We start from the raw sequence: 25408 nt of genomic DNA, 5'->3' as shown, positions 1-25408 counted from the left end.
GTCGGACGAACGGTCCAGTCCCCCACCGGCAGATCGAAGATCACGGCGCCGGGCACGATCGGTACCACCTGGCCGGGAGCGCCCATCGCGATCCCGTGATCGTGTTCCTCGAGCCAGCGCATCACTCCGTCGGCCGCGGCAAGTCCGTAGGCACTACCGCCGGTCAACAGCACGGCATTGACCTGCTGGACCGAATGGCTCGGGTCGAGCAGATCGGTCTCGCGGGTACCCGGACCGCCGCCCCGGACGTCGACTCCGGCGACCACACCGGCCGACGCGAGCACGACCGTGCAGCCGGTGGCTGCGCCGCTTCCGAGAGTGGCTCCCTCGTCGAGCTTGTGGTGATGACCGACGGCGAGGCCGGCGACATCTGTCAGTGAATCAGTGGGCCCGGTCCGCGTTGTGGTCATGGCATGAGCGCCTGGACGAGGGAGTCCTGCATCCACGTCAACCAGTGATAGACGTCGAGATGTGGGGCTCGCGGGTCGTCGGGTTCGAGGCTCTCCGGTGTGTCGGCGTCGATGCCGAGATTGGTTCCGAGCGCGAGACGGACGTCGTTGAGCGAGGACAGCCAGGCGTCGGCCTGTTCCTGCGTGAGAACGACCTTGCCGCCGGCCTCCGGAAGCGAAGCCAACAACGTGCGAGCGGACTCACGCTTGGCGTCGATGATCTCGGGTTCGTGCAAACTGCGCAGCGCGCCGTTGACATTGGCGCCGGCGTCGTCGAGATCGTCACTGTCCGGAGCGACCTTGTCCGGATCGGTGCGCTGGAAGTCGGGAAGCAAACGCGCCAAGACCGGATTGTCGGGCGTCTCCGAATTTCCGGTACGAAGACCCGTCAGCGCGGCGAGCTCGTCTTGCGGCGCCGAAGACGAGCGCTCGTCGAGAAGCCCGGTCACCGACTCCACGAGCGAGCGCAGAACCGCCGCCTCGTGGCCGTCCATCTCGGACTTGAACTTCACTCCGCCGAGTGAACTCTTCCTACTCCACGTCCGCACGCGTCGGACTCCCGTCTACGAGTTAGGCGAACAAATCGGTCGAAAAAGTGCTTTTCTCAGGTGTCGTCGCGTTGCATCGTGGCCCAGAGACCGGCAGCGTGGAGGCGACGAACATCGGCCTCCATCTTGTCGCGCGAACCGCTCGAGACCACGGCCTTGCCCTCCGAATGGACCTGCATCATCAAGTCGGTGGCCTTGGCTTTGCTGTAGCCGAACAACTTCTGGAACACGTAAGTCACGTAATGCATGAGATTGACCGGGTCGTCCCAGACGATGGTCACCCAGGGCCGATCTGCGGCTTCGATGGTCGAAACAGCCTCCGACTGCTCGGGCGTGGCTTGAGGAGAGGAAGCCGTAGCGCCTCTCATCGTTACGTTCGCCGAGTAAGTGCCGGACACGGTCGCGCCGCCGAAAACCATGTATCCAGGGTACGGCGCGACGAGAGGCGACAACACCCACCCACGTCGTCTCGCGCATAGAGTTGTGTGCGTGCCTACGCAAATTTCCGACATCCGCGACGCCGGTGCCAGCACCGCACTGCTCACCGATCAGTACGAACTGACCATGCTCTCGGCGGCTCTCGCCGACGGATCTGCCTTCCGCAACTGCAGTTTCGAGGTATTTGCACGGCGGCTGCCAGACGGTCGTCGCTACGGCGTCGTCGCCGGTACCGAGCGCCTTCTCGACGCACTCGAGCAGTTCCGGTTCGGTGAACCGGAACTGGCGATCGTTGCAAAATTTCTCGACGACACGACCGTCGAGTGGCTGCGCAACTATCGATTCTCCGGTGACATCGACGGCTACCGCGAGGGCGATTTCTACTTCCCCGGATCACCGATCCTTTCGGTCCGCGGAACTTTCGCCGAGTGCGTCATCCTCGAAACCTTGATTCTCTCGATCCTCAACCACGACAGCGCGATCGCTTCGGCCGCAGCCCGCATGGTGAGCGCAGCGGGCGGTCGACGGATGATCGAGATGGGCTCGCGTCGTACACACGAACAGGCCGCCGTCGCCGCTTCACGTGCCGCGTATCTCGCCGGCTTCGACGCCACCTCCAACCTCGAAGCCGCGCGGCGTCACGACGTACCCAGTGCAGGTACCAGCGCGCACGCCTTCACTCTCCTGCACACCACCGAAGACGGTCCGGACGAGGCAGCGGCATTCCGCGGTCAGGTCGCGGCACTCGGCGTATCCACCACGTTGCTCGTCGATACCTATGACATCACCGAGGGTGTGAAAACGGCTGTCGCCGTTGCCGGTCCCGAGCTGGGCGGGGTTCGCATCGACTCCGGCGATCTCGGCGTTCTTGCTCGTCAGGTACGCCAACAACTCGACGATCTCGGTGCTACCAAAACACGCATCGTCGTCTCCGGCGACCTGGACGAGTACGCGATCGCGGCTCTGCGCGCCGAACCCGTCGACTCGTACGGCGTCGGCACTTCCCTGGTCACCGGATCAGGCGCCCCCACCGCCGGCATGGTCTACAAACTTGTCGAGGTCGACGGAATCGCGGTCGAGAAGAGAAGCACCAACAAGGCATCTCGCGGCGGCGCAAAGAAGGCACTGCGCGTAGTGCGTCCGACCGGCACGATCGTCGAAGAAGTCATCTACCCCGCCGGATCACCGTCACCTGTCTCCGAGGCGGACGGAGCGACCGAACTGCTGATCCCGCTGGTTCGCGAAGGCAAGGTCGTCGACAGCGCGCCGACGCTCGAAGAGAGCAGAGCGGTTCTGAAGGCAGGGCTCGTGAGCCTGCCGTGGGAAGGCCTCAAGCTCTCGCGCGGAGACTCGGCTGTGCCCGTTCGATTCACCGGAGGTGAGCACCAGTGAGTGCAAAAGCACTGATAATTGTCGACGTTCAGAACGATTTCTGTGAAGGTGGAGCTCTTGCAGTCGACGGCGGTGCTGCGGTTGCGGGAGCCGTCAACGATTTCGTCAACTCCCACGAGTACGACGCCGTAGTCGCGACTCGCGATTTCCACATCGACCCTGGGGCGCACTTCTCCGAGAATCCCGACTTCATCGACAGCTGGCCGGTTCACTGCGTCGTCGGGACAGCCGGCGCCGAGTTCCATCCGGCGTTCGACGCTTCCGTCGCCGGGTCGGCGATCTTCTCCAAGGGCGCCTACAGCGCGGCCTACTCCGGTTTCGAAGGAGCAGCCGAGGACGGCACGACGCTCGAGGACTGGCTCCGCGCCCACGAGATCACCGACGTCGACGTGATCGGAATTGCCACGGATCACTGTGTCAAGGCCACGGCCGTCGATGCCGCGCGCGCGGGGTTCGCCACGACAGTCCTTCTCCCCTTCACCGCTGGTGTGTCGACCGCCACGATCGAGTCGGCATTGGTGCAGATGCGGGAGGCGGGAGTGCAGCTGATCGGGCGAGACGAGGCCTCGTCGCAAGAAGACTCGAATGCCGGGGAACCACCCCGGGAATCATCCGTGGACGTTTCTGACGTAGGGATCCATTAACCTTCGTGGGTGGCCGATCAACTCCCGAACGTTCCCGAACTGCTCCAGACAGCGGTGCGGTCGCTCGGCGGTGCCGAACGAACCAGTCAGCTGACGATGGCGTCCGCCGTGGCGCACTCGATCGACACCGGCGAGCATCTGGCCGTCCAGGCCGGCACCGGTACCGGTAAGTCGCTCGCCTACCTCGTTCCGAGCCTGCGCCACGCGGTCGAATCGGGACGCACCGTGGTCGTGTCCACCGCCACCATCGCGCTGCAGCGTCAGCTCGTCGACCGAGATCTGCCTCGACTCGCCGATGCCCTGAAGAAGCCACTCGGCCGACGCGCAGAGTTCGCAATCCTCAAGGGCCGCAACAACTACCTGTGCATGAACAAGATCCATACCGGCGCGTCCGAGCAGCCACCCGAGGACGAGTTGTTCGATCCGTTCACGGTCTCGCGTCTCGGCCGGGAGGTCGTCCGCCTCACCGAATGGTCCTCCGACACCGAAACCGGTGATCGGGACGAATTGGTGCCGGGCGTATCCGATCAGGCGTGGCGGCAGGTCAGTGTCACCTCCCGCGAATGCATCGGTAAGAACCAGTGCCCGGTCGGTGAGGACTGCTTCGCCGAGCGCGCCCGAGTCGAGGCGTCGAAGGCCGACGTAGTGGTCACCAACCACGCACTGCTCGCGATCGACGCCATCACCGGCATCCAGATCCTGCCTGACCACGACGTCGTGGTGATCGACGAGGCCCACGAATTGGTCGACCGCGTCACCGGCGTCGCCACGGCCGATCTCACTGCCGCCTCGATCAGTGCCGCGGCCCGGCGTTGCGGCAAGATCGCCGAAGAGCAGGATGCCGATCGCCTCGAAGCTGCCGGCGAGGGGTGGGCTGGACTCCTCGAGGAATTGCGCCCAGGTCGCTGGGAAGGCCTCCCGGACGGGGCGGCACCCGCACTGGCTGCGATCCGCGACGCGGCCTGGTCGCTGCGCACCGCTATCGGTCCGGCCAAACCGGGTATGGCTGCTGCAGATCCCGAAGCCGCTGCGGCCCGCAACGCCGCACTCTCGTCCGTCGACGACGTCCATGACAGCGCCGTTCGTATTCTCACCGCTTTCGACGAACCCGACCCGGCAAAGCGCAAGGACGTCGTCTGGCTGTCCTCGGACGAGTTCCGCGGATCGGTGCGGCGCTCCGTCCGGATGGCTCCGCTCTCCGTCGGCGGATTGCTGCGCTCGCGACTGTTCGCCGAATCCACCGTCGTTCTCACTTCCGCGACACTGACCGTCGGCGGATCGTTCGACGGTCTCGCCGTCAACTGGGGTCTTCCTGCGGAATCGTCCGCGCGCCCCGACTCGGGTACCGCCATCGGCACCGAAGCACCTTCTGACGCTTCGGCTTTCCGCTGGAACTCACTCGACGTCGGGTCGCCCTTCGACCATGCAAAGGCCGGCATCATCTACATTGCCCGCCACCTCCCTACGCCCGGCCGCGACGGCCTCTCCCCGGTCTATCTCGACGAGATCGCCGAACTCGTCGAGGCTGCGGGCGGACGCGCCCTCGGCCTGTTCTCGTCGATGCGCGCCGCCAAAGCCGCCTCGGAGGCGATGCGTGAACGCCTCGATACCCCCATCCTGTGCCAGGGCGACGACGCCACCGGCACCCTCGTCAAGGCCTTCGCCAAGGACGAACCCACGTCACTGTTCGGCACGTTGTCCCTGTGGCAGGGCGTCGATGTTCCGGGTCCGTCACTGAGCCTCGTCATCTTGGACCGGATTCCGTTCCCGCGCCCGGACGACCCGCTGTTGATGGCTCGCCAGCAGGCTATCGAATCCCATGGCGGTAACGGCTTTCTCAGCGTCTCGGCCAATCACGCGGCGCTGCTCCTGGCACAGGGCGTCGGCCGTCTGCTTCGTAGCACCGACGACAAGGGCGTGGTGGCCGTGCTCGATCCGCGTCTGGCCACAGCGAGATACGCGGGTTACCTTCGCGCATCGCTGCCTCCGTTCTGGGAGACGACCAACCCCGAAGTCGTCCGCAAGGCGCTCACCCGCATCCGCGACTCACGTCCCTGAGCCGGTTCTCACGCGGGCACAATTCTGCCCCGGTGCCGACCGAACGGACCGGGGCAGAATGTATTACGTCAGACGCTCGGAGTGGTCACCAACCCGAGTTCGGACGCATCGACCAACAACCGGTGATGCGGCAACACCCGCACGGTGTAACCCACGGAGCCGGAGACCGGAAGCGCAACCTCGGCTTCGAAGATCTCGGCTCCGTCCTCCGTTCCGAAATGTGTCATCGGGAACGTCACCACGTCGGTGAGTTCCTCGCCTGGGCTGACGCGTCCCAGGACTGCCTGAACCTCCACATCCGAGACCGACAAGCCGCCGAGGCGGACCTTGGCTTTCAAAGAGATGGTCGCACCGATCTCCGGAGTGTCCGGCAGGCCGGAACCGTCCACCTGCTCGACGGCGACCGACGGCCACTGCGACTCGATACGGCGACGGAACTCGGCCACCTCACGCGCGCCGGCAAAATCATCCGCCACTACCGCTCGAGCTGATTCCGCCGAAGGGGCGTAGTAGTCGACGGCGTAGTCACGAACCATGCGTGATGCCAACACCTTCGGGCCCAGATTCTCGAGGGTGTGGCGAACCCTCTCGACCCAGCGCGTCGGCAGATCGGCTGCATCACGGTCGTAGAACGTCGGCAGTACCGCGTGCTCGAGAAGTTCGTAGAGGGCGCTGGCTTCCAGATCGTCACGCCGCACGTCGTCGAGAACACCGTCGGCCGTCGGAATGGCCCACCCGTTCTCGCCGTCGTACATCTCGTCCCACCATCCGTCGCGAATGGAGAGGTTGAGGCCGCCGTTGAGCGCGGATTTCATGCCGGAAGTACCGCACGCCTCGAGTGGGCGAAGCGGATTGTTGAGCCACACGTCGCAGCCCCAGTACAAGTAGCGGGCCATCGACATGTCGTAATCAGGCAGGAAGACGATGCGGTGACGCACATCCGCTTCGTCGGCGAACCGCACGACCTGCTGGATGAGTGCCTTACCGCCGTCGTCGGCGGGGTGCGACTTGCCGGCCACAACCAACTGCACCGGACGTTTCTCGTCGAGCAACATCGCACGCAGACGCTCGGGATCACGCAGCATCAGCGTCAACCGCTTGTACGTCGGAACGCGCCTCGCGAACCCGACTGTCAAGACGTTGGGATCGAATACTCCAGTGGTCCAGCCGAGTTCGGCCTCGGTCGCGCCGCGTTCGAGCCAGGACGCTCGGACGCGACGACGAACTTCGTCGACCAACTTGCCGCGCAACGCATTACGTGTTTCCCACAGTTCGGTTGCCGACAACTCGTGCAGGCGCTCCCACCCGCGTGCTTCTTCGAGTTGCTCCTGACCGACGATCCGCCTGGCCACGTCCATCCACTCCGGCGCCGCCCACGTCGGCGCGTGAACACCGTTGGTGACCGAACCGATCGGCACCTCGTCGGCGTCGAAGCCCGGCCAGAGACCGTTGAACATGTCGCGGCTGACGATGCCGTGCAACTTCGAGACGCCGTTGGCTCGCTGGCCCAGGCGAAGACCCATGTGCGCCATGTTGAAGATCGACGGATCGGCTTCACGCCCCATCCCGACGATGCGGTCGACGGTCAGGCCGGGAAGCAAACTCGATTCGTTCTCGCCGTTCGCTCCGCCGAAGTAGTGACGGACCAGATCCGCCGGGAAGCGGTCGATTCCGGCGGGAACCGGAGTGTGCGTCGTGAAGACCGTTCCGGCACGGACCGCGGCCAGAGCCGAATCGAAGTCCAGACCGCTGGTGGTGACAAGTTCCCGAATCCGTTCGATGCCGAGGAATCCGGCATGCCCCTCGTTCATGTGGAACACCTCGGGATCGGGCAATCCGTACGCCGCGGTGTAGGCGCGCACCGCGCGGACGCCGCCGATACCCGCGAGGATCTCCTGCTTGATGCGGTGATCCTGGTCCCCGCCGTAGAGACGGTCCGTGACGCCGCGCAGATCCGCGTCGTTCTCGGCGATGTCGGAATCGAGCAGCAGCAACGGCACTCGTCCGACCTGAGCGATCCACACTCGCGCACGCAGCACCCGGCCACCGGGCATTGCGACGTGAATGACGACCGGCGATCCGTCTTCGGAAGCCGGGCCTGCGTCCGTCAGCAAACGAAGAGGCAACCCTTGAGGGTCGTGCGGCGGGTAGTGCTCGGCCTGCCAACCGTCGGCGGTCAGCGACTGGCGAAAGTAGCCGGATCGGTAGAGCAGTCCGACGCCGATGAGCGGCAGCCCGAGGTCGGACGCGGCCTTGAGGTGATCGCCCGCCAGGATGCCCAATCCACCGGAGTAGTTGGGCAGAACTTCGCTGACTCCGAACTCCATGGAGAAGTACGCAATTCCGCCGGCTAACGATGTGCCCTTGGCCTGCTGGGATTGGTACCAGCGCGGGGTGCTCAGATAAGCATCGAGATCGGCTGCTGCAGTGTCGAGGTCACCGAGAAATGCCTCGTCACTGCTGAGTTCGTCGAGACGGGTGGGGTCGACTTCCCCGAGCATGCGGACCGGATCGAACTGGACTGCTTGCCAGAGTTCGGGGTCGAGTCGCGAGAACAGATCCTGTGTCTCGGGATGCCACGACCACCGAAGGTTGGTGGACAGGGGGCCGAGCGCGGCGAGGCGCTCCGGAAGGTGGGCTCGGACAGTGAACCGACGCAAGGCTTTCACCCCGCGAACCCTAGTCGAGTTCCTTGCACTCTGTCCGGTGGAACCGAACGCCCGAGCCGACCTGACCACCGACAGACCCGAATTCGTCGTTATCAGCACTCCAGCGCCGCACCCACTACGGTTGAACCCGGCGAAAGAAAGTTTTACCGCGATCCATCACCAGAAATGGAGCTTCCCGTGTCAGGACGCCTCGGTATCGACGACGTGGTACCCGAGATCTCGGGTAACTATCCGGCAAAGGCCGTGGTCGGTGAAGTATTCCCAGTGCACGCAACCGTGTGGCGAGAAGGCCACGACGCCATTTCCGCCACTCTTGTCGTGCGTGGTCCGCGCGGTACCAAGCCGCTGCGCATTCCGATGGATCCCGGGACCGAACCGGACACCGTCGACGCGGTGTTCACGCCGTCCGCCGAAGGCATGTGGTCGTTCCGGATCGAGGCGTGGAGCGATCCCATCGCCACCTGGAAGCACGCCGTGGAAGCAAAGCTCGCCGTCGGGCAAGGGGCGGCCGAGTTGGCCAACGACCTGGAAATCGGTGCGCGCCTGTTCGAACAGGCCGCGCACGAGGTACCGCGGGGCAACAGGTCCAGGCTCGAGGCCGTCACGGCGTCGCTGCGCAGCGATCAGGCGCTGACGGCTCGCGTCGCGCCGGCCTTCGCCTCCGACGTCGCCGAACTGCTCCGCGCCACTCCGCTCCGTGAACTGGTCACCAAGGGCGAGTCCCACCCCGTCGTCGTCGATCGCAACCGTGCACTGTTCGGATCGTGGTACGAGTTCTTCCCCCGCTCGACGGGCGGTTGGGACGAGAACGGGGTGCCGCAACACGGTACTTTCCGAACCTCGGCCGAAGACCTACCCCGCATCGCCGCAATGGGTTTCGACGTCGTCTACCTTCCGCCGATCCATCCCATCGGCGAGATCAACCGCAAGGGACGCAACAACACTCTCACTCCCGAACCCGGTGACGTCGGCTCGCCGTGGGCCATCGGCTCGGTCGACGGCGGGCACGACGCTGTTCACCCGCAACTCGGCACGCTCAAGGACTTCAAGGCCTTCGTCGCTGCGGCCCGCAGGCTCGATCTCGAAGTGGCACTGGATCTCGCGCTGCAGTGCGCCCCGGATCATCCATGGGCCAAGAAGCATCCGGAGTGGTTCAACGTCCTTCCCGACGGCACCATCGCCTACGCCGAGAACCCGCCCAAGAAGTATCAGGACATCTACCCGATCAACTTCGACACCGATCCTCGCGGTCTGGACAAGGAAATCTTGCGAGTCGTCCGACACTGGATCAGTGCCGGCGTCAAGATCTTCCGGGTCGACAACCCGCACACCAAGCCGCCGAACTTCTGGGAGACGCTCATCTCGGAGGTCAAGAAGACCGACCCCGACGTCCTGTTCCTCGCCGAGGCATTCACTCGTCCGGCGCGCATGTACGGCCTTGCCCGGCGCGGGTTCACGCAGTCGTACACGTACTTCACCTGGCGAGTTGCGAAGTGGGAACTCACCGAATTCGGTAACGAGCTGGCGGCGAAGGCCGACGAAGCCCGACCGAACCTCTTCGTGAACACGCCGGACATCCTGCACGAGTCCCTCCAGCACGGTGGGCCCGGAATGTTCGCTCTACGAGCAGCTCTCGCCGCCACCCTGGCGCCGACGTGGGGCGTCTACTCCGGTTACGAACTCTACGAACACCAAGCCGTTCGCCCCGGCAGCGAGGAATACCTCGACTCCGAGAAGTACGAACTTCGGCCGCGCCGTTTCGCCGAAGCAGCAGCGCGAGGCGAATCTCTCGAGCCGTGGATCACCGCACTCAATCGCATCCGGCGTGCACACCCGGCCCTGCAGCAGTTGCGGAACCTGCACTTTCACCACATCGACAACGACGCGTTGATCGCCTACTCGAAGTTCGACGCCTCGACCGGTGACGCCGTCCTGACGGTGATCAACCTCAACCCGTTCGCTGCAGAAGAGGGCACCGTCTGGTTGGACATGCCGGCGCTCGGACGCGAATGGCACGACCACATGACCGTGCTCGACGAGGTAACCGGTGAGCAGTTCAATTGGGGCCAAGCCAATTTCGTCCGCCTCGAGCCCTGGCGTTCGGTGGCGCACATCCTCGCGCTCCCACCCGTTCCGTATCCGGCCCGGATCTCTCTGGCCTACCAAGCACGCAATGCGCACCGCGCAGGTGGAGGCAAGTGATGTCAACCGAGAAGTTCCCTTCGGGTATCGCACCGGACAATCACGATCTGGAGCTGTTGGCGCGCGGTGAACATCACGATCCGCACAGTGTCCTCGGCGCCCATCCCCACGCCGACGGCACCGTTCTGCGAGCGTTGCGTCCCAACGCCGAGTCCGTCAGTGCCGTCATCGGCGGCAAAAACTTTCCTCTCGAACATGTTTCGAACGGAATCTTCGCGGCTCTGGTCCCCTACCCCGACCTGATCGACTATCGCTATTCCGTGACGTACCCGGGTGGACACACGGTTCTCGCAGCCGACCCTTACCGGTTCCTGCCTACTCTCGGTGAACTCGACCTACACCTGTTCGGCGAAGGTCGGCACGAACGACTGTGGGACATCCTCGGTGCACATCCGCGTTCTTACGAGACACCGGACGGCCCCGTCGACGGCACCTCGTTCGCCGTCTGGGCTCCGGCCGCCCGCGGCGTGACCGTCGTCGGCGACTTCGACGGGTGGAGTGGGCAATTCGCCCCCATGCGAGTCCTCGGATCCACTGGGGTCTGGGAACTCTTCCTGCCCGACATCGCAGTCGGTTCGCTGTACAAGTTCCGGGTCCACGGCCACGACGGCTCCGTTCGCGACAAGGCCGATCCCATGGCATTCGGTACCGAGGTCCCGCCGGCGACTGCATCGCGAGTGACCACCAGTTCGCATGAGTGGAACGACGCGGCCTGGCTCGAAACCCGCGCCAGTGTCGATCCTTCGCAGTCCCCGATGAGCGTGTACGAGGTGCACCTCGGATCGTGGCGTCCGGGACTCGACTACCGGCAGATGGCCGAGCAACTCGCCGTCTACGTCACCGAAACCGGATTCACCCACGTCGAACTGCTGCCCGTCTCCGAGCATCCGTTCGGTGGATCGTGGGGATACCAGGTCACCTCGTACTACGCACCGACCTCCCGCTTCGGCACCCCGGACGACTTCCGCTGGTTCGTCGACCACCTGCACGCCGCAGGGATAGGTGTCATCGTCGATTGGGTGCCTGCACACTTCCCCAAAGACGAGTGGGCCCTGGCTCGTTTCGACGGAACTCCCCTGTACGAGCACGCCGATCCGCGTCGCGGCGAGCAGTTGGACTGGGGCACATACGTATTCGACTTCGGTCGCCGCGAGGTGCGGAACTTCCTCGTCGCCAATGCACTCTTCTGGCTCGAGGAGTTCCACATCGACGGACTTCGCGTCGACGCTGTCGCATCGATGCTGTACCTGGATTACTCACGCCCGGAAGGTGGATGGACTCCCAACATTCACGGCGGCCGCGAGAATCTCGAAGCCGTTGCGTTCCTGCAGGAGATGAACGCCACCGTCCACAAGAACCATCGAGGAGTCGTCACCGTCGCCGAGGAGTCGACGGCGTGGCCCGGAGTCACTCGGGCGACCAATGTCGGCGGCCTCGGATTCAACATGAAGTGGAACATGGGGTGGATGCACGACACCCTCGGGTTCCTCGGTCACGACCCGGTACACCGGACCTACCACCATCACGAGATCACGTTCTCACTGATGTACGCGTGGAGTGAGAACTACCTGCTACCGATCAGCCATGACGAAGTGGTGCACGGCAAAGGAACTCTGTGGACCCGGATGCCCGGGAACGACTTCGCCAAGGCGTCCGGCCTGCGCTCACTGCTTGCATACATGTGGGCGCATCCAGGCAAGCAACTGCTGTTCATGGGACAGGAATTCGGTCAGAGTGCGGAATGGTCGGAAGAACGCGGCCTCGACTGGTGGCAGCTCGACGATCAGTACACCGGCACTCTCCATCGCGGCGTCCAGCGACTGGTCGGCGATCTCAACTCCGCGTACCGACGTCATCCGGCCATGTGGACCCTCGACACCTCGCCCGGTGGATACTCCTGGATCGACGCCAACGACACCGAGAACAACGTCCTCAGTTTTCTGCGTTACGGTACTGACGGTTCGATTGTCGCCTGCCTGTTCAACTTCTCGGGCAGTGAGCACTCGAGCTACCGCGTCGGGCTACCAGAGCCCGGCCGATGGGTGGAAATTCTCAACACCGATGCCGAGGTGTACGGCGGCTCCGGAGTCGGGAACCTCGGAGCGGTCACAGCAACGTCGCATTCGTGGCACGGTCGGCCAGCCTCCGCACAGGTGGCGCTGCCAGCTGCTGGAGCGATTTGGATAAGTCTGGAGCGTTGATGGTCGGCCGGCGAGTAGTCATTGTCACGTCGTCACTGTTGGCAGTGGCAGCACTGCTCGCCGGTTGTGCCCAGGGAACGAGTGGCCACGCCGTCTCGATTTATCACGATCCCTTCCGCGTCGCCGGACTCGACGCAACGGCAGGACCAAGTGGGTTGCGTCCGGGAGCCCCCAACGCCGACCGAGCAATCACCGGCACCGACGGCGGGGACATCGACGCGCTGGCAGCCAACGCCATCACAGACATCGAAACCTACTGGGCCGCCGAGTACCCGGCTCTGTTCGACAAGCCCTTCGAACCGGTCGACGAGCTGATCTCGTGGGACCCCACCGAATCGAACGGCCCGGACTTCTGTGAGGAGACCACCGAAGAACTCATCAACGCCGGGTACTGCAGCATCGATCACACCATCGGTTGGGATCGTGAATTGCTGCTGCCCGAGGTGCGGGAGAAGTTCGGTGAAGTGGCCGTCGCGTTCATCTTTGCGCACGAGTACGGCCATGCCGTTCAACGCAAGGCCGGGATCGTCGGCGGTAAACGAGACGCAGCCCTGGTGCGCGAACAGCAAGCCGACTGTTTCGGTGGCGCCTTCTTGCGGCACGTCGCCGAGGACAAGGCCGCGCACTTCACGATGAACACCTCCGACGGACTCAACAAGGTGTTGGCGTCGGCGGTCGCCATCCGCGACGAAGACCCTAATGATCCTGAGAGCCACCATGGTTCGGCGTTCGAGCGCGTCACCGCCACTCAGATCGGCTTCACCGACGGCGCCGGTGCGTGCGCGAAGATGGACGCCGACGAAATCGAGTCACGACGTGCAGACCTCCCGCAGCAATTCGCCGAGGGCAACGATTCCGGAGAACTGCCCGTCACCGAGGCAACTCTCGACGAGTTCGTGAAGACCTTCCAAGCGATCTTCGATCTACCGCAGCCACCGAAGGTCGTGTTCACCGGCGCAGACACCGGGTGCAGCGATGCCGTTGCGACCGAACCCGTATCGTACTGCCCGTCGACGAACACCATCGGAATCAGCGTCGACGACCTTGCCGAGCGCGGCACGCCGGGTCGCGTCGGGCGACGCGAGTTGATCCAGACCAACATCACCGGTGACTACAACGCCTATGTCCTGCTCGCGTCGAGGTACACCCTCGCGATGCAGAAGGAGAACGGCCAATCGCTCGACACTCCGCAGACTGCCCTGCGCGCCGCCTGCCTGTCCGGCGTCATCACCGCAGCACTCAGTCCCACCAACGCCGCGGCGTCCGGAGCACAGGTCACACTCTCCCCCGGCGACCTCGACGAAGCCGTATCGGGGCTGCTGACCGACGGCCTGGCTGCCAGTGACGTCAACGGTGAGACGGTCCCGAGCGGGTTCGCACGGGTCGACGCGTTCCGGACCGGCGTTCTCGGTGGCCGGGAAGTGTGCGACAGCCGCTACACGGAGTAGCGACTGCCGGTCCACACGTCAGTAGAGAGCGGAAGCCAACTTACGACGGGCCGCGATGACGATCGGTTCTGCCGGGTCGAACAGTTCGAACAGTTCGAGCAGGCGCGTCCGAGCGGCAGCCTTGTCGTCGCCGGCAGTTCGCGAGACCACCGAGATCAAGCGGGCGAACGACGCCTCGGGTTGCTGGGCGAACATTTCCAGGTCGGCCGCAGCGAACTGCAGTTCGAGATCGGACGGATCAGCATCCGCGGCCGCAATCGACTCGGGATCGACACCCTGAACCCGAGCCATGAACTTCACCTGGCGGACAGCGCTCTTGGCCTCCGCATTGTTGGGTTCGGCGTCGAGAATTTCCTGGTACGCAGCGATGGCGGCGTCGAGATCGCCCTCGTCCAGCGCGGTTTCAGCGGCCACGAAGCGAGGATCCTCGACCTCCTCCACCGGTTCGTCCGCGTCGGAGACCGGCCCACTCAACTTGCCCTCGACAGCTTGGAGGACTGCGTCGAACCACTGGCTGAGCTGCGCCTCTGGCTGAGCGCCCTGAAAATCGGCCAACGGCTGACCAGCCGCGACAGCAACAACCGTCGGAACCGACTGGACGCCGAATGCCTGCGCGATACGAGGGCTCACGTCGACGTCGACGTTGGCAAGAATCCACTTGCCACCGGCTCGCGCTGCAAATGATTCGAGAACTTCGGTGAACACGACCGAGGGCTCGTATGCGCGGCCACCGATGTTGACGATCACCGGCACCTGGCTCGACTTCAGCAGGACTTCGCTTTCGAAGTTCTCCTCGGTCACCTCGATCACTGCCCCGGAGACAGCAGAAACGGCCCCGTCGCCGCTGGTGTTACGCGGCGGTGGTGGGGCCGTGGCCCGCTCTTTGAAGGCGGACAAGTCGACTGCGCCGCTCATGGCGGCAGCAACTGCGGACGAACGCGCGGGGGGCCTGGAACCTGGTCGAGTCACGGCTCCCAGTTTGTCACGAGTTGCGAGAAGCTACGTAGAGGGATGCAGCAGTCAGACGAGCGCCGCGTTGCCCTTGGACGCATCGAACTCCGTGGACAGCTCACCGAGCTTGCCGTTTCGCACTGCCCAGCGTTCGAAGATGACGGTGCCGAAGGGCGGAACGCTCGAGATCAGCGCAAGGATCGTGGTCTTGACGTCCCACTTGAGCGACCACGCGGTCAGGAGTGCAACAACGATGAACACCAGGAAGCCGGCGGTTCCGTGGACCATTCCGGGGATGCGAATCGCTTCTTCGTGTCCGAGGACCCACTTGAAGAACATGGCAACCAGCAAGGCCGCCCAGGTCACAGCTTCCCACCACGCCACCAGACGGAAGCGTTTCGCGGGAGTGGATACGTCAAAGATGTTCGCCATGAGGCCATTGTGCCCGAACAACTACGACGCCCCGTAGTTGTGTGAGCAAAACCACGGGGCGTCGCAGAGCGAGAGCGCTCGTTCAGGTGTATTTAGACACTCAGGCCTTGGGGACGCGGACGATGAGTGCGTCGCCTTGTCCGCCGCCGCCGCAGAGTGCGGCTGCGCCGATGCCGCCGCCGCGGCGTTGCAGTTCGAGGGCGAGGCCCGGGCGGGTTGGGACTGGAGGGTGGAGTCGGGTCCGGCGACGACGCCGTGGGCGCCGATTTCCGCGATCCAGGTCAGGCCGAGTTCTTCGGCTTTGGTTTTGCTCATCACCACGACGGCGGCGGCGCCGTCGGAGATCGGGGAGGCGGAGCCGGCGGTGATGGTGCCGTCCTTGCTGAACGCGGGACGCAGTTTGCCGAGGGATTCGGTGGTGGTGTCGGCGCGGATGCCTTCGTCCTGGGCGAAGACGATGGGCTCGCCCTTGCGTTGGGGGATGGAGACGGGGACGACTTCGTTGTCGAAGAGGCCGTCTTTCCAGGCGCGGGCCGCGTTCTGGTGTGAGGCGGCGGCGAAGGCGTCCTGCTCGGCGCGGGTGATGTGGGCGGTTTCTTGTTGGTTGACTTGTTCGGTGAGCAGGCCCATGGCCTGGTCGGTGAAGATGTCGTGGAGGCCGTCGTAGGCCATGTGGTCGCGGAGGGTGACGTCGCCGTATTTGAAGCCTTCGCGGCTTTTTTCGAGCATGTGGGGTGCGCGGGACATCGATTCCTGCCCGCCGGCGACGACGATGTCGAATTCGCCGGCGCGGATGAGTTGGTCGGCGAGGGCGATGGCGTCGATGCCGGAGAGGCACACTTTGTTGATGCTCAGGGCGGGGACGTTCATGGGGATGCCGGCGGCGACGGCGGCTTGGCGGGCGGGCATCTGGCCGGCGCCGGCGGTGAGGACCTGTCCCATGATGACGTAGTCGACCTGTTCGGGTGCGACTGAGGACTTGTCGAGGGCGCCTTTGATGGCGATGCCGCCGAGGTCGGACCCGGAGAGGTCTTTCAACGATCCGAGGAGTCGACCCATCGGGGTACGAGCTCCCGCAACAATCACAGAACTGGTCACGATTTCCTCCGGCTGCAAAAGAGAGATAGTCGTCGGTTCCGTGCGGCCTAAGAGCCAAGTCACATCCCGACGTGTACTCCTCAAACGGTAGCGCTACCGTGAAAGGTATGACACAGACCTCCCCCAGTTCTGCACTCGCACCTTTGTCGTCCCACCTCGTCGTCGCGATCGATCACGTCGGAATCGCGGTGCCCGATCTCGACGTGGCAATCGAGTGGTACACGCAGCACCTGGGCATGGTGTCGACCCACGAGGAAATCAACGAATCGCAGGGCGTGCGTGAGGCCATGCTCTCCGTCGTCGGCTCCCCCGCCGGATCCACTGCCGTTCAGCTGCTCGCGCCTCTGGACGAGAACTCGACCATCGCCAAGTTCATCGACCGAAGCGGCCCCGGCCTCCAGCAGCTCGCCTACCGGGTCACCGACATCGACGCCATCTCCGCCGAGCTTCGCGACCGCGGGGTTCGGTTGCTGTACGACGCTCCCCGACGCGGTACGGCCAACTCGCGCATCAACTTCATCCACCCGAAGGACGCCGGCGGCGTCCTGGTGGAACTGGTCGAACCCGACGCGAGCCACTAGCAGACCCGACTCCAGCTCGTATGCCAGGTAGATTGTCGCCATGGCATACGAGCAGGACCGCGGTTCGATCCAACTTCCGTTCCAGATCGCACGGAAGGGATACGACCGCGACGAGGTACGCAACTACTTCGAGCGATTCGACGCGGAGCTGCGAGTTACCGCGGCTGATCGTGATGCTGCCGCTGCGCAGGCCCGTGACCTCGCCAAGCAGCTCGACGATGCACGCGACGACATCGACGACCTCCGCAAGGACGTCGACCGCCTCTCGGTACCGCCCACCACTGCGGAGGGCATGAGCGATCGCATCAGCCGCATGCTGCGCCTTGCCTCCGACGAGGCCTCGGAGGTGCGCGCGAAGGCCGAAGCCGACGCAGCCGAGATGACCTCCATCGCCGAACAGGACGGCGCTCGCCTACGTGGGCACTACGAGTCGCTGATCGCCGAACTCGAGGACCGTCGCAACGCGATGGAAACCATGCACGAGCAGACCATGGCGCAGGCCCGTACCGAAGCCGCCCGGATCGTCGAAGCCGCGCAGGCCGAGCGGGATCGACTGGCTGCCGAGTCCGAGGCCAAGCGCACTCAGATCCGCGAAGACTTCGACATCTCGATGTCGGAGCGCCGCGCCAAGGTCGTCGCCGCCGTCAACGAGTTGGAGTCGTCGAGCAAAGCAGAGGCCGAGCGTCGACTCGCCGATGCGTCGCACGAGGCTCAGCGCAGGCTGCAGGCCGCCACTGATCAGTCCGAGCGCAAGATCGCTCACGCGAAGGAACTCACCGAAGAACTGCGCGTTCTCCGTGGCCGAATCCTGGCTCAGCTCTTGGGTATTCGCGGACAACTCGATTCGGTTCCGGCTATGCTCGCATCGGTCAACCGGGAGAGCGAACTCCTCGATGCACCGCCCGCTCCGGTCATCGTCGAGGCCGAGGAAGATCTCGAGATCGAAGACAAGAAGGCCGACGCAGATAAGGTCGACGCAGAACCGGTCAAATCAGAACCGAGTATCGACGAAGACGACGTTCTCGAGGACTCGGACGAGACGAACACCGCCGAGATCGACACCCGCGCCGTCGAGCAGCGAGCCCAGTCCAGGAACTGATCGACGCTCAGGACCACCGTCTGGTCAGGCTGCGCGTACCGCGGCCTGACCAGCATCCGGTATGCCAGTGTCGACGCTCGTTCGCGCCGCCCGGTTCCGAAGGCCACGTCACCACGTGAGCGACGCCGGGTCTGATGTCGTGATCACAACCGGGGCATCGATAGAACTTCGTCGCGTTGGAGCCGGGTATCGGCCTCACCATGTACATTTCACCGCCCGGCCCGGGTTCCTCCCGGACCAGCGCCCCGCCGAACAACACACCACTGGGTGACTGCGATTCCGCGCTCGAATCCCGAGCACGCCGAGTATCCGTTCGACGGGTTTGCTTCGGCGAAGGTTTGCGGCGCGGCATGGTTCGAGTCTAAACAGCGTCAGAAGAGACGGAACTCGGTGCTTTCGGTGCCCCGCAAGGCCTCGTAGTCAAGGACCAGGCAACGGATCCCACGGTCGTTGGCCAAAGTCTTTGCCTGCGGCTTGATCTGTTGCGCTGCAAAAACTCCCGTGACCGGCGCGAGCAGCGGATCGCGGTTGAGCAACTCCAGGTAGCGCGTCAACTGCTCGACACCGTCGATCTCGCCGCGCCGCTTGATCTCCACCGCCACCGAGGCGCCGTCCGCGTCACGGACCAGAAGGTCGACCGGCCCGATGGCCGTCATGTACTCGCGTCGCACCAAGGTGTATCCGGGGCCGAGCGTCTCGACATGCTCCGCCAAAAGTTCTTGAAGGTGTGCCTCGACACCGTCCTTGATCAAACCCGGATCGAGACCGAGTTCATACGACGAATCGTGCTCGACCTCTTCGAGAGTGATCCGGAGTTCCTCGCCTGCCTTGTTGGTGACGACCCACAGGACGTCGTCGCCGTCTCCGGTGGTCTCGACCAACCAGCACGGCGGACTCATCCAGTTGAGCGGCTTGTACGCCCGATCGTCGGCATGAATGCTGACCGAGCCGTCGGCCTTGACCAACAGCAGTCGTCTTGCGGTAGGGAGGTGGGAGGTCAGGCGTCCCACATAGTCGACACGGCAACGAGCAATAACTAGGCGCACCGGACCACCCTAAGCGATCTTTACGACTACTCTCGACACACTATGCAGCGAAGCCGTGTCCCGAGTGCGCCCCTGGGGTCGTGGCTGCTCGGATCCACCGACGAAAGCCCCAGGCGCCGCCGAATCCGCGTCCAGGCACTACTCACCGCCCCCCTCCTGGTCACAAACCTGATCGGAGCGGTACTGGCGATCGTGCTCATCGGATTCGTGGTTCCCGGACCCGCGATCATCCACCCCGAATTCGCATGGATCAACTTCATTGCCGTGCCCGTCTTCATCGGGTGTGTCTTTCTCATCGGACTGCTGTGGGGCACCAAACGGCTGATGCGGGATCTTCGATGGGCCACCGAAGATCACCCACCGACAGAGCAGAATCAACGCGCGGCGCTGCGCGGGCCGTGGCGACTGACCCGAGTGCAAGCCGTCCTGTGGACGGCCGCGCTCATCACCTTCACGACCATGTACGGAATCGTCGACCCCGATACCATTCCGAAAGTTCTGTTCACCGTAGCTTTCAGCGGTATCACCACGTGCGCTTTCTGCTACCTGCTCAGCGAGTTCGCACTCCGCCCGATTGCTGCGCGTGCACTCGAATCCGGAGCACCCCGCAAGGCTGCCGTTCTCGGACTGACCGGCCGGACAATCCTCGTCTGGCTGCTCGGAAGCGGAGTCCCCGTCACCGGCTTGATGCTCGTGGCGGTCTTCAGCTTCATCCGGCCTGCAGCGTGGCAAGCCCTCGCGATCGCCATCCTCGTCATTGGCGGAATCACCCTGTGCGTCGGACTCGGGCTGACATACATCAACATTCGGTCCGCCGCGGCCCCCATTCGGTCCGTGCGACGAGGAATGGAACAAGTCACCCGTGGCGACCTCACCGCGTCCGTCGTCGTGTACGACGGAACGGAACTGGGACTACTGCAGGCCGGCTTCAATCGCATGGCCGAGGGTCTGCGCGAGCGAGAGCGAATACGCGACCTCTTCGGGCGCCACGTCGGACACGAGGTTGCCGCAAACGCGGTTCGCCGAAACCCGGAACTCGGCGGTGAAGAACGTGACGTTGCCGTTCTCTTCGTCGACGTCATCGGATCGACCACGATCGCGGCCACCAACTCCCCTACGGCTGTGGTCGCTCTACTCAACCGTTTCTTCGACGTCATCGTCGACGAGGTCGACGCACACGGCGGATTCGTCAACAAGTTCGAGGGCGACGCAGCGCTGGCGATCTTCGGAGCGCCGACGACACTCGACGATCACGCCGGCAGCGCACTCGCCGCTGCCCGCAAGATTCAGCAGCGCCTGCGTGCCGAGGTTCCGGAAGTGAGCGCGGGAATCGGCGTCGCCGCAGGTGTTGCCGTAGCCGGGAACGTCGGTGCGCGAGAGAGATTCGAGTACACCGTCATCGGTGATCCCGTCAACGAAGCGGCGCGACTGTCCGAGGTCGCCAAGACGGTTCCGGGTAACGTCGCCGCATCCGGTCGGGCTGTGGCTGCCGCTGACAGCGCCGAGGCTGCACAGTGGTCGATCACCGAGAACATCACCCTTCGCGGCCGCCTCGAACAGACCGAGCTCGCGATTCCGTGCGACGCTCTGGAGTCCGAGACCAGCCCGTCAGACTCCGTGCCCGTGCAGCCCTGACCCCACCTCCCCCCTGAGCGAACGGCACGTTCGGTCGATCCAAGGCGATCAACGCCACGTTCGCTCGATGACTTTCCCGCTTCTCGACGGTCTATATCGGCACAGCAAAAATCCGACGACGCCTGGGAGATGGGTACGACTATGAAACTGACGACCTTTACCATCGTCACTCTCGACGGGGTGATGCAAGGACTCGGTGGGCCGGACGAAGATCGCCGTGGCGGATTCGAGCGGGGCGGCTGGTCCGCGCCATTGGTGGACACCGAAGCCATGGACTATCTCGTCCAGGTCTACCAGCGAGCTGACGCGTTCCTGTTCGGGCGACACACGTACGAGATCTTCGCCGGCTATTGGGGCGCGTTCGAGAATCCCGACGTCAACCCCATTGCAAGCGCACTGAATTCGCGGCCCAAGTACCTTGCGTCGACGACGCTCACCGATCCGGAATGGAAGAACACGACAGCCCTTTCAGGTGACACCGCCATCGCTCTCGGCGAACTGACAGCCAGACCCGGCGGTGAGCTTCAGGTGCACGGCAGTGGCGCCCTGTGCCGCTGGCTTTTCGCGAACGATCTTGTCGACGAGATGATCCTGCTGACCGTTCCGGTGGTGGTAGGCCAGGGCACGCGACTGTTTCCCGACACCGGACCGGACATCGCACTCCAGCTGGCCGAATCGCGAGCCACATCAAAGGGCGTGACGATTCAGAGGTATCTGCCGGCTGGCCGGCCGAAGTATGCGACTGCCACCGCCGACGGCATCGACTGATCCGGGCAAAGCGCCTGTCGTCCTCAGTCGTGTTCCCGCCCCTGATGGTGTGAACGTACCGTTCATCTCGTTGAAGAGGGTGAGAGTGTCGTTCACTCGATGCGGGGGTGCCGGCGGGGGTGCTCCCGCCCCTTGATGGTGCGAACGGTGCGTTCGGTCGATCTGAGGCGACGACAGTGCCGTTCGCTCGAAGTCGGGGGTGCCGGCGGGGGTGCTTTCGGGTGTTGGCGGGGTGGGGTATTTTGGGTACGAGAAAGCCCCCCAACCAGTACTGGTTGGGGGGCTTCTCTAATGTGTGTTCGGCGGTGTCCTACTCTCCCACACCCTGTCGAGTGCAGTACCATCGGCGCTGAAGGGCTTAGCTTCCGGGTTCGGAATGGGACCGGGCGTTTCCCCTTCGCTATGACCGCCGTAACTCTATGAAACTGTCACAGTAACCTTCTTCTGATCACCTGGTTTCACCACCCGTCAACACCAGTTTCTGGTGTTGGGGGATGGAGAAAACAGGGTTTCTCATCAGTATCTGTGTGTTGTTTCAGATACCGCACAGTGGACGCGTAGCTTCTTTGTGGTAAGTCCTCGGCCTATTAGTACCAGTCACCTGCATGCATTACTGCACTTCCAGTTCTGGCCTATCAACCCGGTGGTCTGCCGGGGGCCTTACCCCCTCGAGGGGGTGAGAAACCTCATCTTGGAACAGGCTTCCCGCTTAGATGCTTTCAGCGGTTATCCCTTCCGAACGTAGCTAACCAGCGGTGCTCCTGGCGGAACAACTGGCACACCAGAGGTTCGTCCGTCCCGGTCCTCTCGTACTAGGGACAGCCTTCCTCAAGTTTCTAACGCGCGCGGCGGATAGAGACCGAACTGTCTCACGACGTTCTAAACCCAGCTCGCGTGCCGCTTTAATGGGCGAACAGCCCAACCCTTGGGACCTACTCCAGCCCCAGGATGCGACGAGCCGACATCGAGGTGCCAAACCATCCCGTCGATATGGACTCTTGGGGAAGATCAGCCTGTTATCCCCGGGGTACCTTTTATCCGTTGAGCGACACCGCTTCCACTTGCCGGTGCCGGATCACTAGTCCCGACTTTCGTCCCTGCTCGACCTGTCAGTCTCACAGTCAAGCTCCCTTGTGCACTTGCACTCGACACCTGATTGCCAACCAGGCTGAGGGAACCTTTGGGCGCCTCCGTTACATTTTGGGAGGCAACCGCCCCAGTTAAACTACCCACCAGGCACTGTCCCTGAACCAGATCATGGTCCGAGGTTAGAGGTCCAATTCGATCAGAGTGGTATTTCAACAACGACTCCACGATAACTGGCGTCACCGTTTCACAGTCTCCCACCTATCCTACACAAACCGAACCGAACACCAATACCAAGCTGTAGTGAAGGTCCCGGGGTCTTTTCGTCCTGCCGCGCGTAACGAGCATCTTTACTCGTAATGCAATTTCGCCGAGTCTACGGTTGAGACAGCTGAGAAGTCGTTACGCCATTCGTGCAGGTCGGAACTTACCCGACAAGGAATTTCGCTACCTTAGGATGGTTATAGTTACCACCGCCGTTTACTGGGGCTTAAATTCTCAGCTTCGCTCCCGAAGGAACTAACCGGTCCTCTTAACCTTCCAGCACCGGGCAGGCGTCAGTCCGTATACATCGTCTTACGACTTCGCACGGACCTGTGTTTTTAGTAAACAGTCGCTTCTCACTGGTCTCTGCGGCCCCACCCAGCTCAGACAGTAAATGTCGTCACCAGACAGGGCCCCCCTTCTCCCGAAGTTACGGGGGCATTTTGCCGAGTTCCTTAACCATAGTTATCTCGATCGCCTTAGTATTCTCTACCTGACCACCTGTGTCGGTTTGGGGTACGGGCCGTGTGAAAGCTCGCTAGAGGCTTTTCTCGGCAGCATAGGATCACTGAATTCGCCTCAATCGGCTACGCATCACGTCTCAGGCTATGTGCGACCCGGATTTGCCTAGGTCACGCCCTACACGCTTACACCAGTATTACCACTGACTGGCTCAGCTACCTTCCTGCGTCACCCCATCGCTTGGCTACTACCAGATCAGGTCCCATGCATCCACCAACTCGAGACCCGAAGGTCTTCTCGTGGCTTCAGGATGGTTAGTATCACTGATTCACCATGGGCGCGTTCACACGGGTACGGGAATATCAACCCGTTGTCCATCGGCTACGCCTGTCGGCCTCGTCTTAGGTCCCGACTCACCCTGGGCGGATTAACCTGGCCCAGGAACCCTTGGTCATTCGGCGGACGAGTTTCTCACTCGTCTTTCGCTACTCATGCCTGCATTCTCACTCGTGTGGCCTCCACGGCTAGGTCACCCTGCCGCTTCCATGGCCACACGACGCTCCCCTACCCATCCACACACCTGCCAGAAAATCCTTGGATCAACTGGGGGCTATTGCGTGAATGCCGCAGCTTCGGTGGTGTACTTGAGCCCCGCTACATTGTCGGCGCAGGATCACTTGACCAGTGAGCTATTACGCACTCTTTCAAGGGTGGCTGCTTCTAAGCCAACCTCCTGGTTGTCTTCGCGACCCCACATCCTTTTCCACTTAGTACACGCTTAGGGACCTTAGCTGGCGATCTGGGCTGTTTCCCTCTCGACTACGAACCTTATCGCCCGCAGTCTCACTGCCGCGCTCTCACTCACCGGCATTCGGAGTTTGGCTGATTTCGGTAAGCTTGTGGGCCCCCTAGACCATCCAGTAGCTCTACCTCCGGTGAGAAACACGCGACGCTGCACCTAAATGCATTTCGGGGAGAACCAGCTATCACGGAGTTTGATTGGCCTTTCACCCCTACCCACAACTCATCCCCTCAGTTTTCAACCTAAGTGGGTTCGGTCCTCCACGACGTCTTACCGTCGCTTCAACCTGGCCATGGGTAGATCACTCCGCTTCGGGTCTAGAGCATGCCACTGACTCGCCCTATTCGGACTCGCTTTCGCTACGGCTACCCCACACGGGTTAACCTCGCGACATGCCACTAACTCGCAGGCTCATTCTTCAAAAGGCACGCCATCACCCCCAGCAGTAAACTGCTCGAAGGCTCTGACGGATTGTAAGCGCACGGTTTCAGGTACTATTTCACTCCCCTCCCGGGGTACTTTTCACCTTTCCCTCACGGTACTAGTCCGCTATCGGTCACCAGGGAGTATTCAGGCTTATCGGGTGGTCCCGACAGATTCACACCAGATTTCACGGGCCCGGTGCTACTTGGGTTTCCATTACAACAGTCACAAAGTTTTCGTGTACGGGATTCTCACCCTCTACGACAGGCCGTTCCAGACCACTTCCACTAACCCTGTGATTTCTTACTGTTGGCCAACACGGCAGTATTGACAAAATGAACCCCACAACCCCACGAATGCAACACCTGCCGGCTATCACACACCCATGGTTTAGCCTCTTCCGCTTTCGCTCGCCACTACTCACGGAATCACGGTTGTTTTCTCTTCCTGTGGGTACTGAGATGTTTCACTTCCCCACGTTCCCTCCACACGCCCTATATATTCAGGCGCGGGTAACACGACATCACTCGTGCTGGGTTTCCCCATTCGGACATCCTCGGATCACAGCTCGGTTGACAGCTCCCCGAGGCTTATCGCAGCCTCCTACGTCCTTCATCGGCTCCTGGTGCCAAGGCATCCACCGTACGCTCTTCATTACTTACAACAAAGATGCTCGCGTCCACTGTGCAGTTCTCAAACAACACACAACCCC

Annotated in this window: 18 protein-coding genes, 2 rRNA genes and 1 pseudogene; 10 read left to right on the top strand and 11 right to left on the bottom strand. The window is 63.0% G+C overall.

Features of this window, described 5'->3' with window-relative positions; genetic code table 11:
• The 3 genes from YH3_RS36800 to clpS all read right to left on the bottom strand — a co-directional run.
• Window positions 1-410 (bottom strand): P1 family peptidase (locus YH3_RS36800; protein ID WP_238592696.1); only part of this gene is annotated, 410 nt, incomplete at its 3' end.
• A complete protein-coding gene (locus YH3_RS22690) occupies window positions 407-997 on the bottom strand; it encodes a DUF2017 domain-containing protein (RefSeq protein WP_064444086.1) in 591 nt (196 codons plus the stop codon). The genes YH3_RS22690 and YH3_RS36800, both read right to left, overlap by 4 nt.
• Window positions 998-1053: 56 nt before the next feature.
• Window positions 1054-1365: an ATP-dependent Clp protease adapter ClpS gene (gene clpS, locus YH3_RS35635; RefSeq protein WP_037132099.1), complete on the bottom strand. Its 312-nt coding sequence runs from the start codon at window positions 1363-1365 to the stop codon at window positions 1054-1056.
• A gap of 121 nt (window positions 1366-1486) precedes the next feature.
• On the opposite strand from clpS, the gene YH3_RS22680 reads away from it, so the two are divergent.
• Genes YH3_RS22680 through YH3_RS22670 form a run of 3 tightly spaced genes read left to right on the top strand, consistent with a single transcriptional unit; the run spans window position 1487 to window position 5529 of the window.
• Window positions 1487-2827, top strand: coding sequence for a nicotinate phosphoribosyltransferase (locus YH3_RS22680; protein ID WP_030537905.1), 1341 nt, complete (start codon window positions 1487-1489; stop codon window positions 2825-2827).
• Window positions 2824-3471 carry a nicotinamidase gene (locus YH3_RS22675; RefSeq protein ID WP_042446164.1) on the top strand — a complete coding sequence of 216 codons (648 nt, stop codon included), beginning with the start codon at window positions 2824-2826 and terminating at the stop codon, window positions 3469-3471. The genes YH3_RS22680 and YH3_RS22675 overlap by 4 nt, the downstream gene beginning before the upstream one ends.
• A gap of 9 nt (window positions 3472-3480) precedes the next feature.
• Window positions 3481-5529: an ATP-dependent DNA helicase gene (locus YH3_RS22670; RefSeq protein ID WP_050656794.1), complete on the top strand. Its 2049-nt coding sequence runs from the start codon at window positions 3481-3483 to the stop codon at window positions 5527-5529.
• Window positions 5530-5597: 68 nt separating this feature from the next.
• On the opposite strand, the gene glgP is transcribed toward YH3_RS22670, so the two are convergent.
• Window positions 5598-8198, bottom strand: coding sequence for an alpha-glucan family phosphorylase (gene glgP / locus YH3_RS22665; protein ID WP_030537902.1), 2601 nt, complete (start codon window positions 8196-8198; stop codon window positions 5598-5600).
• Between the two features lie 177 nt (window positions 8199-8375).
• On the opposite strand from glgP, the gene YH3_RS22660 reads away from it, so the two are divergent.
• The 3 genes from YH3_RS22660 to YH3_RS22650 are packed head-to-tail and all read left to right on the top strand — an operon-like array spanning window position 8376 to window position 14049.
• Window positions 8376-10400: an alpha-1,4-glucan--maltose-1-phosphate maltosyltransferase gene (locus YH3_RS22660; protein WP_003945303.1), complete on the top strand. Its 2025-nt coding sequence runs from the start codon at window positions 8376-8378 to the stop codon at window positions 10398-10400.
• On the top strand, window positions 10400-12601 hold the full coding sequence (gene glgB, locus YH3_RS22655; RefSeq protein ID WP_042925789.1) for a 1,4-alpha-glucan branching protein GlgB: 2202 nt from the start codon (window positions 10400-10402) through the stop codon (window positions 12599-12601). The genes YH3_RS22660 and glgB overlap by 1 nt, the downstream gene beginning before the upstream one ends.
• Entirely contained in the window at window positions 12601-14049 is a 1449-nt protein-coding gene (locus YH3_RS22650) for a neutral zinc metallopeptidase (RefSeq protein WP_003945377.1), read from the top strand. The genes glgB and YH3_RS22650 overlap by 1 nt, the downstream gene beginning before the upstream one ends.
• 18 nt (window positions 14050-14067) lie before the next feature.
• Here YH3_RS22650 and YH3_RS22645 read toward each other — a convergent pair whose 3' ends face one another.
• The 3 genes and pseudogenes from YH3_RS22645 to YH3_RS22635 all read right to left on the bottom strand — a co-directional run bounded on the left by YH3_RS22645 (window position 14068) and on the right by YH3_RS22635 (window position 16530).
• Entirely contained in the window at window positions 14068-14964 is an 897-nt protein-coding gene (locus YH3_RS22645; RefSeq protein WP_030537899.1) for a tetratricopeptide repeat protein, read from the bottom strand.
• Window positions 14965-15069: 105 nt separating this feature from the next.
• The gene (locus tag YH3_RS22640; RefSeq protein ID WP_007733255.1) at window positions 15070-15432 is read right to left on the bottom strand and encodes a DUF3817 domain-containing protein; all 363 of its coding nucleotides are present in this window, start codon (window positions 15430-15432) and stop codon (window positions 15070-15072) included.
• Between the two features lie 100 nt (window positions 15433-15532).
• Window positions 15533-16530, bottom strand: a pseudogene (locus YH3_RS22635) (acetyl-CoA C-acyltransferase).
• A 107-nt stretch (window positions 16531-16637) separates the two neighbouring features.
• Between YH3_RS22635 and mce the strand changes: the two are divergent.
• Together mce and YH3_RS22625 are read left to right on the top strand one after the other, a co-directional pair.
• Window positions 16638-17111 (top strand): methylmalonyl-CoA epimerase, encoded by a 474-nt coding sequence (gene mce, locus YH3_RS22630; protein WP_064444261.1) that lies wholly within the window; start codon window positions 16638-16640, stop codon window positions 17109-17111.
• A gap of 40 nt (window positions 17112-17151) precedes the next feature.
• Window positions 17152-18210 (top strand): hypothetical protein, encoded by a 1059-nt coding sequence (locus tag YH3_RS22625; RefSeq protein WP_003945156.1) that lies wholly within the window; start codon window positions 17152-17154, stop codon window positions 18208-18210.
• Window positions 18211-18217: 7 nt separating this feature from the next.
• Here YH3_RS22625 and YH3_RS36795 read toward each other — a convergent pair whose 3' ends face one another.
• The gene (locus YH3_RS36795) at window positions 18218-18562 is read right to left on the bottom strand and encodes an ATP/GTP-binding protein (protein ID WP_082920631.1); all 345 of its coding nucleotides are present in this window, start codon (window positions 18560-18562) and stop codon (window positions 18218-18220) included.
• Between the two features lie 19 nt (window positions 18563-18581).
• On the bottom strand, window positions 18582-19256 hold the full coding sequence (gene nucS, locus YH3_RS22620) for an endonuclease NucS (RefSeq protein WP_064444085.1): 675 nt from the start codon (window positions 19254-19256) through the stop codon (window positions 18582-18584).
• A gap of 42 nt (window positions 19257-19298) precedes the next feature.
• On the opposite strand from nucS, the gene YH3_RS22615 reads away from it, so the two are divergent.
• On the top strand, window positions 19299-20891 hold the full coding sequence (locus YH3_RS22615; protein ID WP_064444084.1) for an adenylate/guanylate cyclase domain-containing protein: 1593 nt from the start codon (window positions 19299-19301) through the stop codon (window positions 20889-20891).
• A gap of 141 nt (window positions 20892-21032) precedes the next feature.
• Complete coding sequence (locus YH3_RS22610) at window positions 21033-21659, top strand: dihydrofolate reductase family protein (protein WP_064444083.1); 627 nt, start codon at window positions 21033-21035, stop codon at window positions 21657-21659.
• Between the two features lie 297 nt (window positions 21660-21956).
• On the opposite strand, the gene rrf is transcribed toward YH3_RS22610, so the two are convergent.
• Together rrf and YH3_RS22600 are read right to left on the bottom strand one after the other, a co-directional pair.
• Window positions 21957-22073: ribosomal RNA gene (rrf, locus tag YH3_RS22605) — 5S ribosomal RNA — on the bottom strand.
• A gap of 153 nt (window positions 22074-22226) precedes the next feature.
• A 23S ribosomal RNA gene (locus tag YH3_RS22600) occupies window positions 22227-25360 on the bottom strand.
• Between the last annotated feature and the right edge of the window lie 48 nt (window positions 25361-25408).

It is taken from the genome of Rhodococcus sp. YH3-3 (genome assembly GCF_001653035.1).
Taxonomy (GTDB): domain Bacteria; phylum Actinomycetota; class Actinomycetes; order Mycobacteriales; family Mycobacteriaceae; genus Rhodococcus_F; species Rhodococcus_F qingshengii.
The sequence above is the reverse complement of the archived record's forward strand: the minus strand, read 5'-3'. Positions and strand labels throughout refer to the sequence as shown.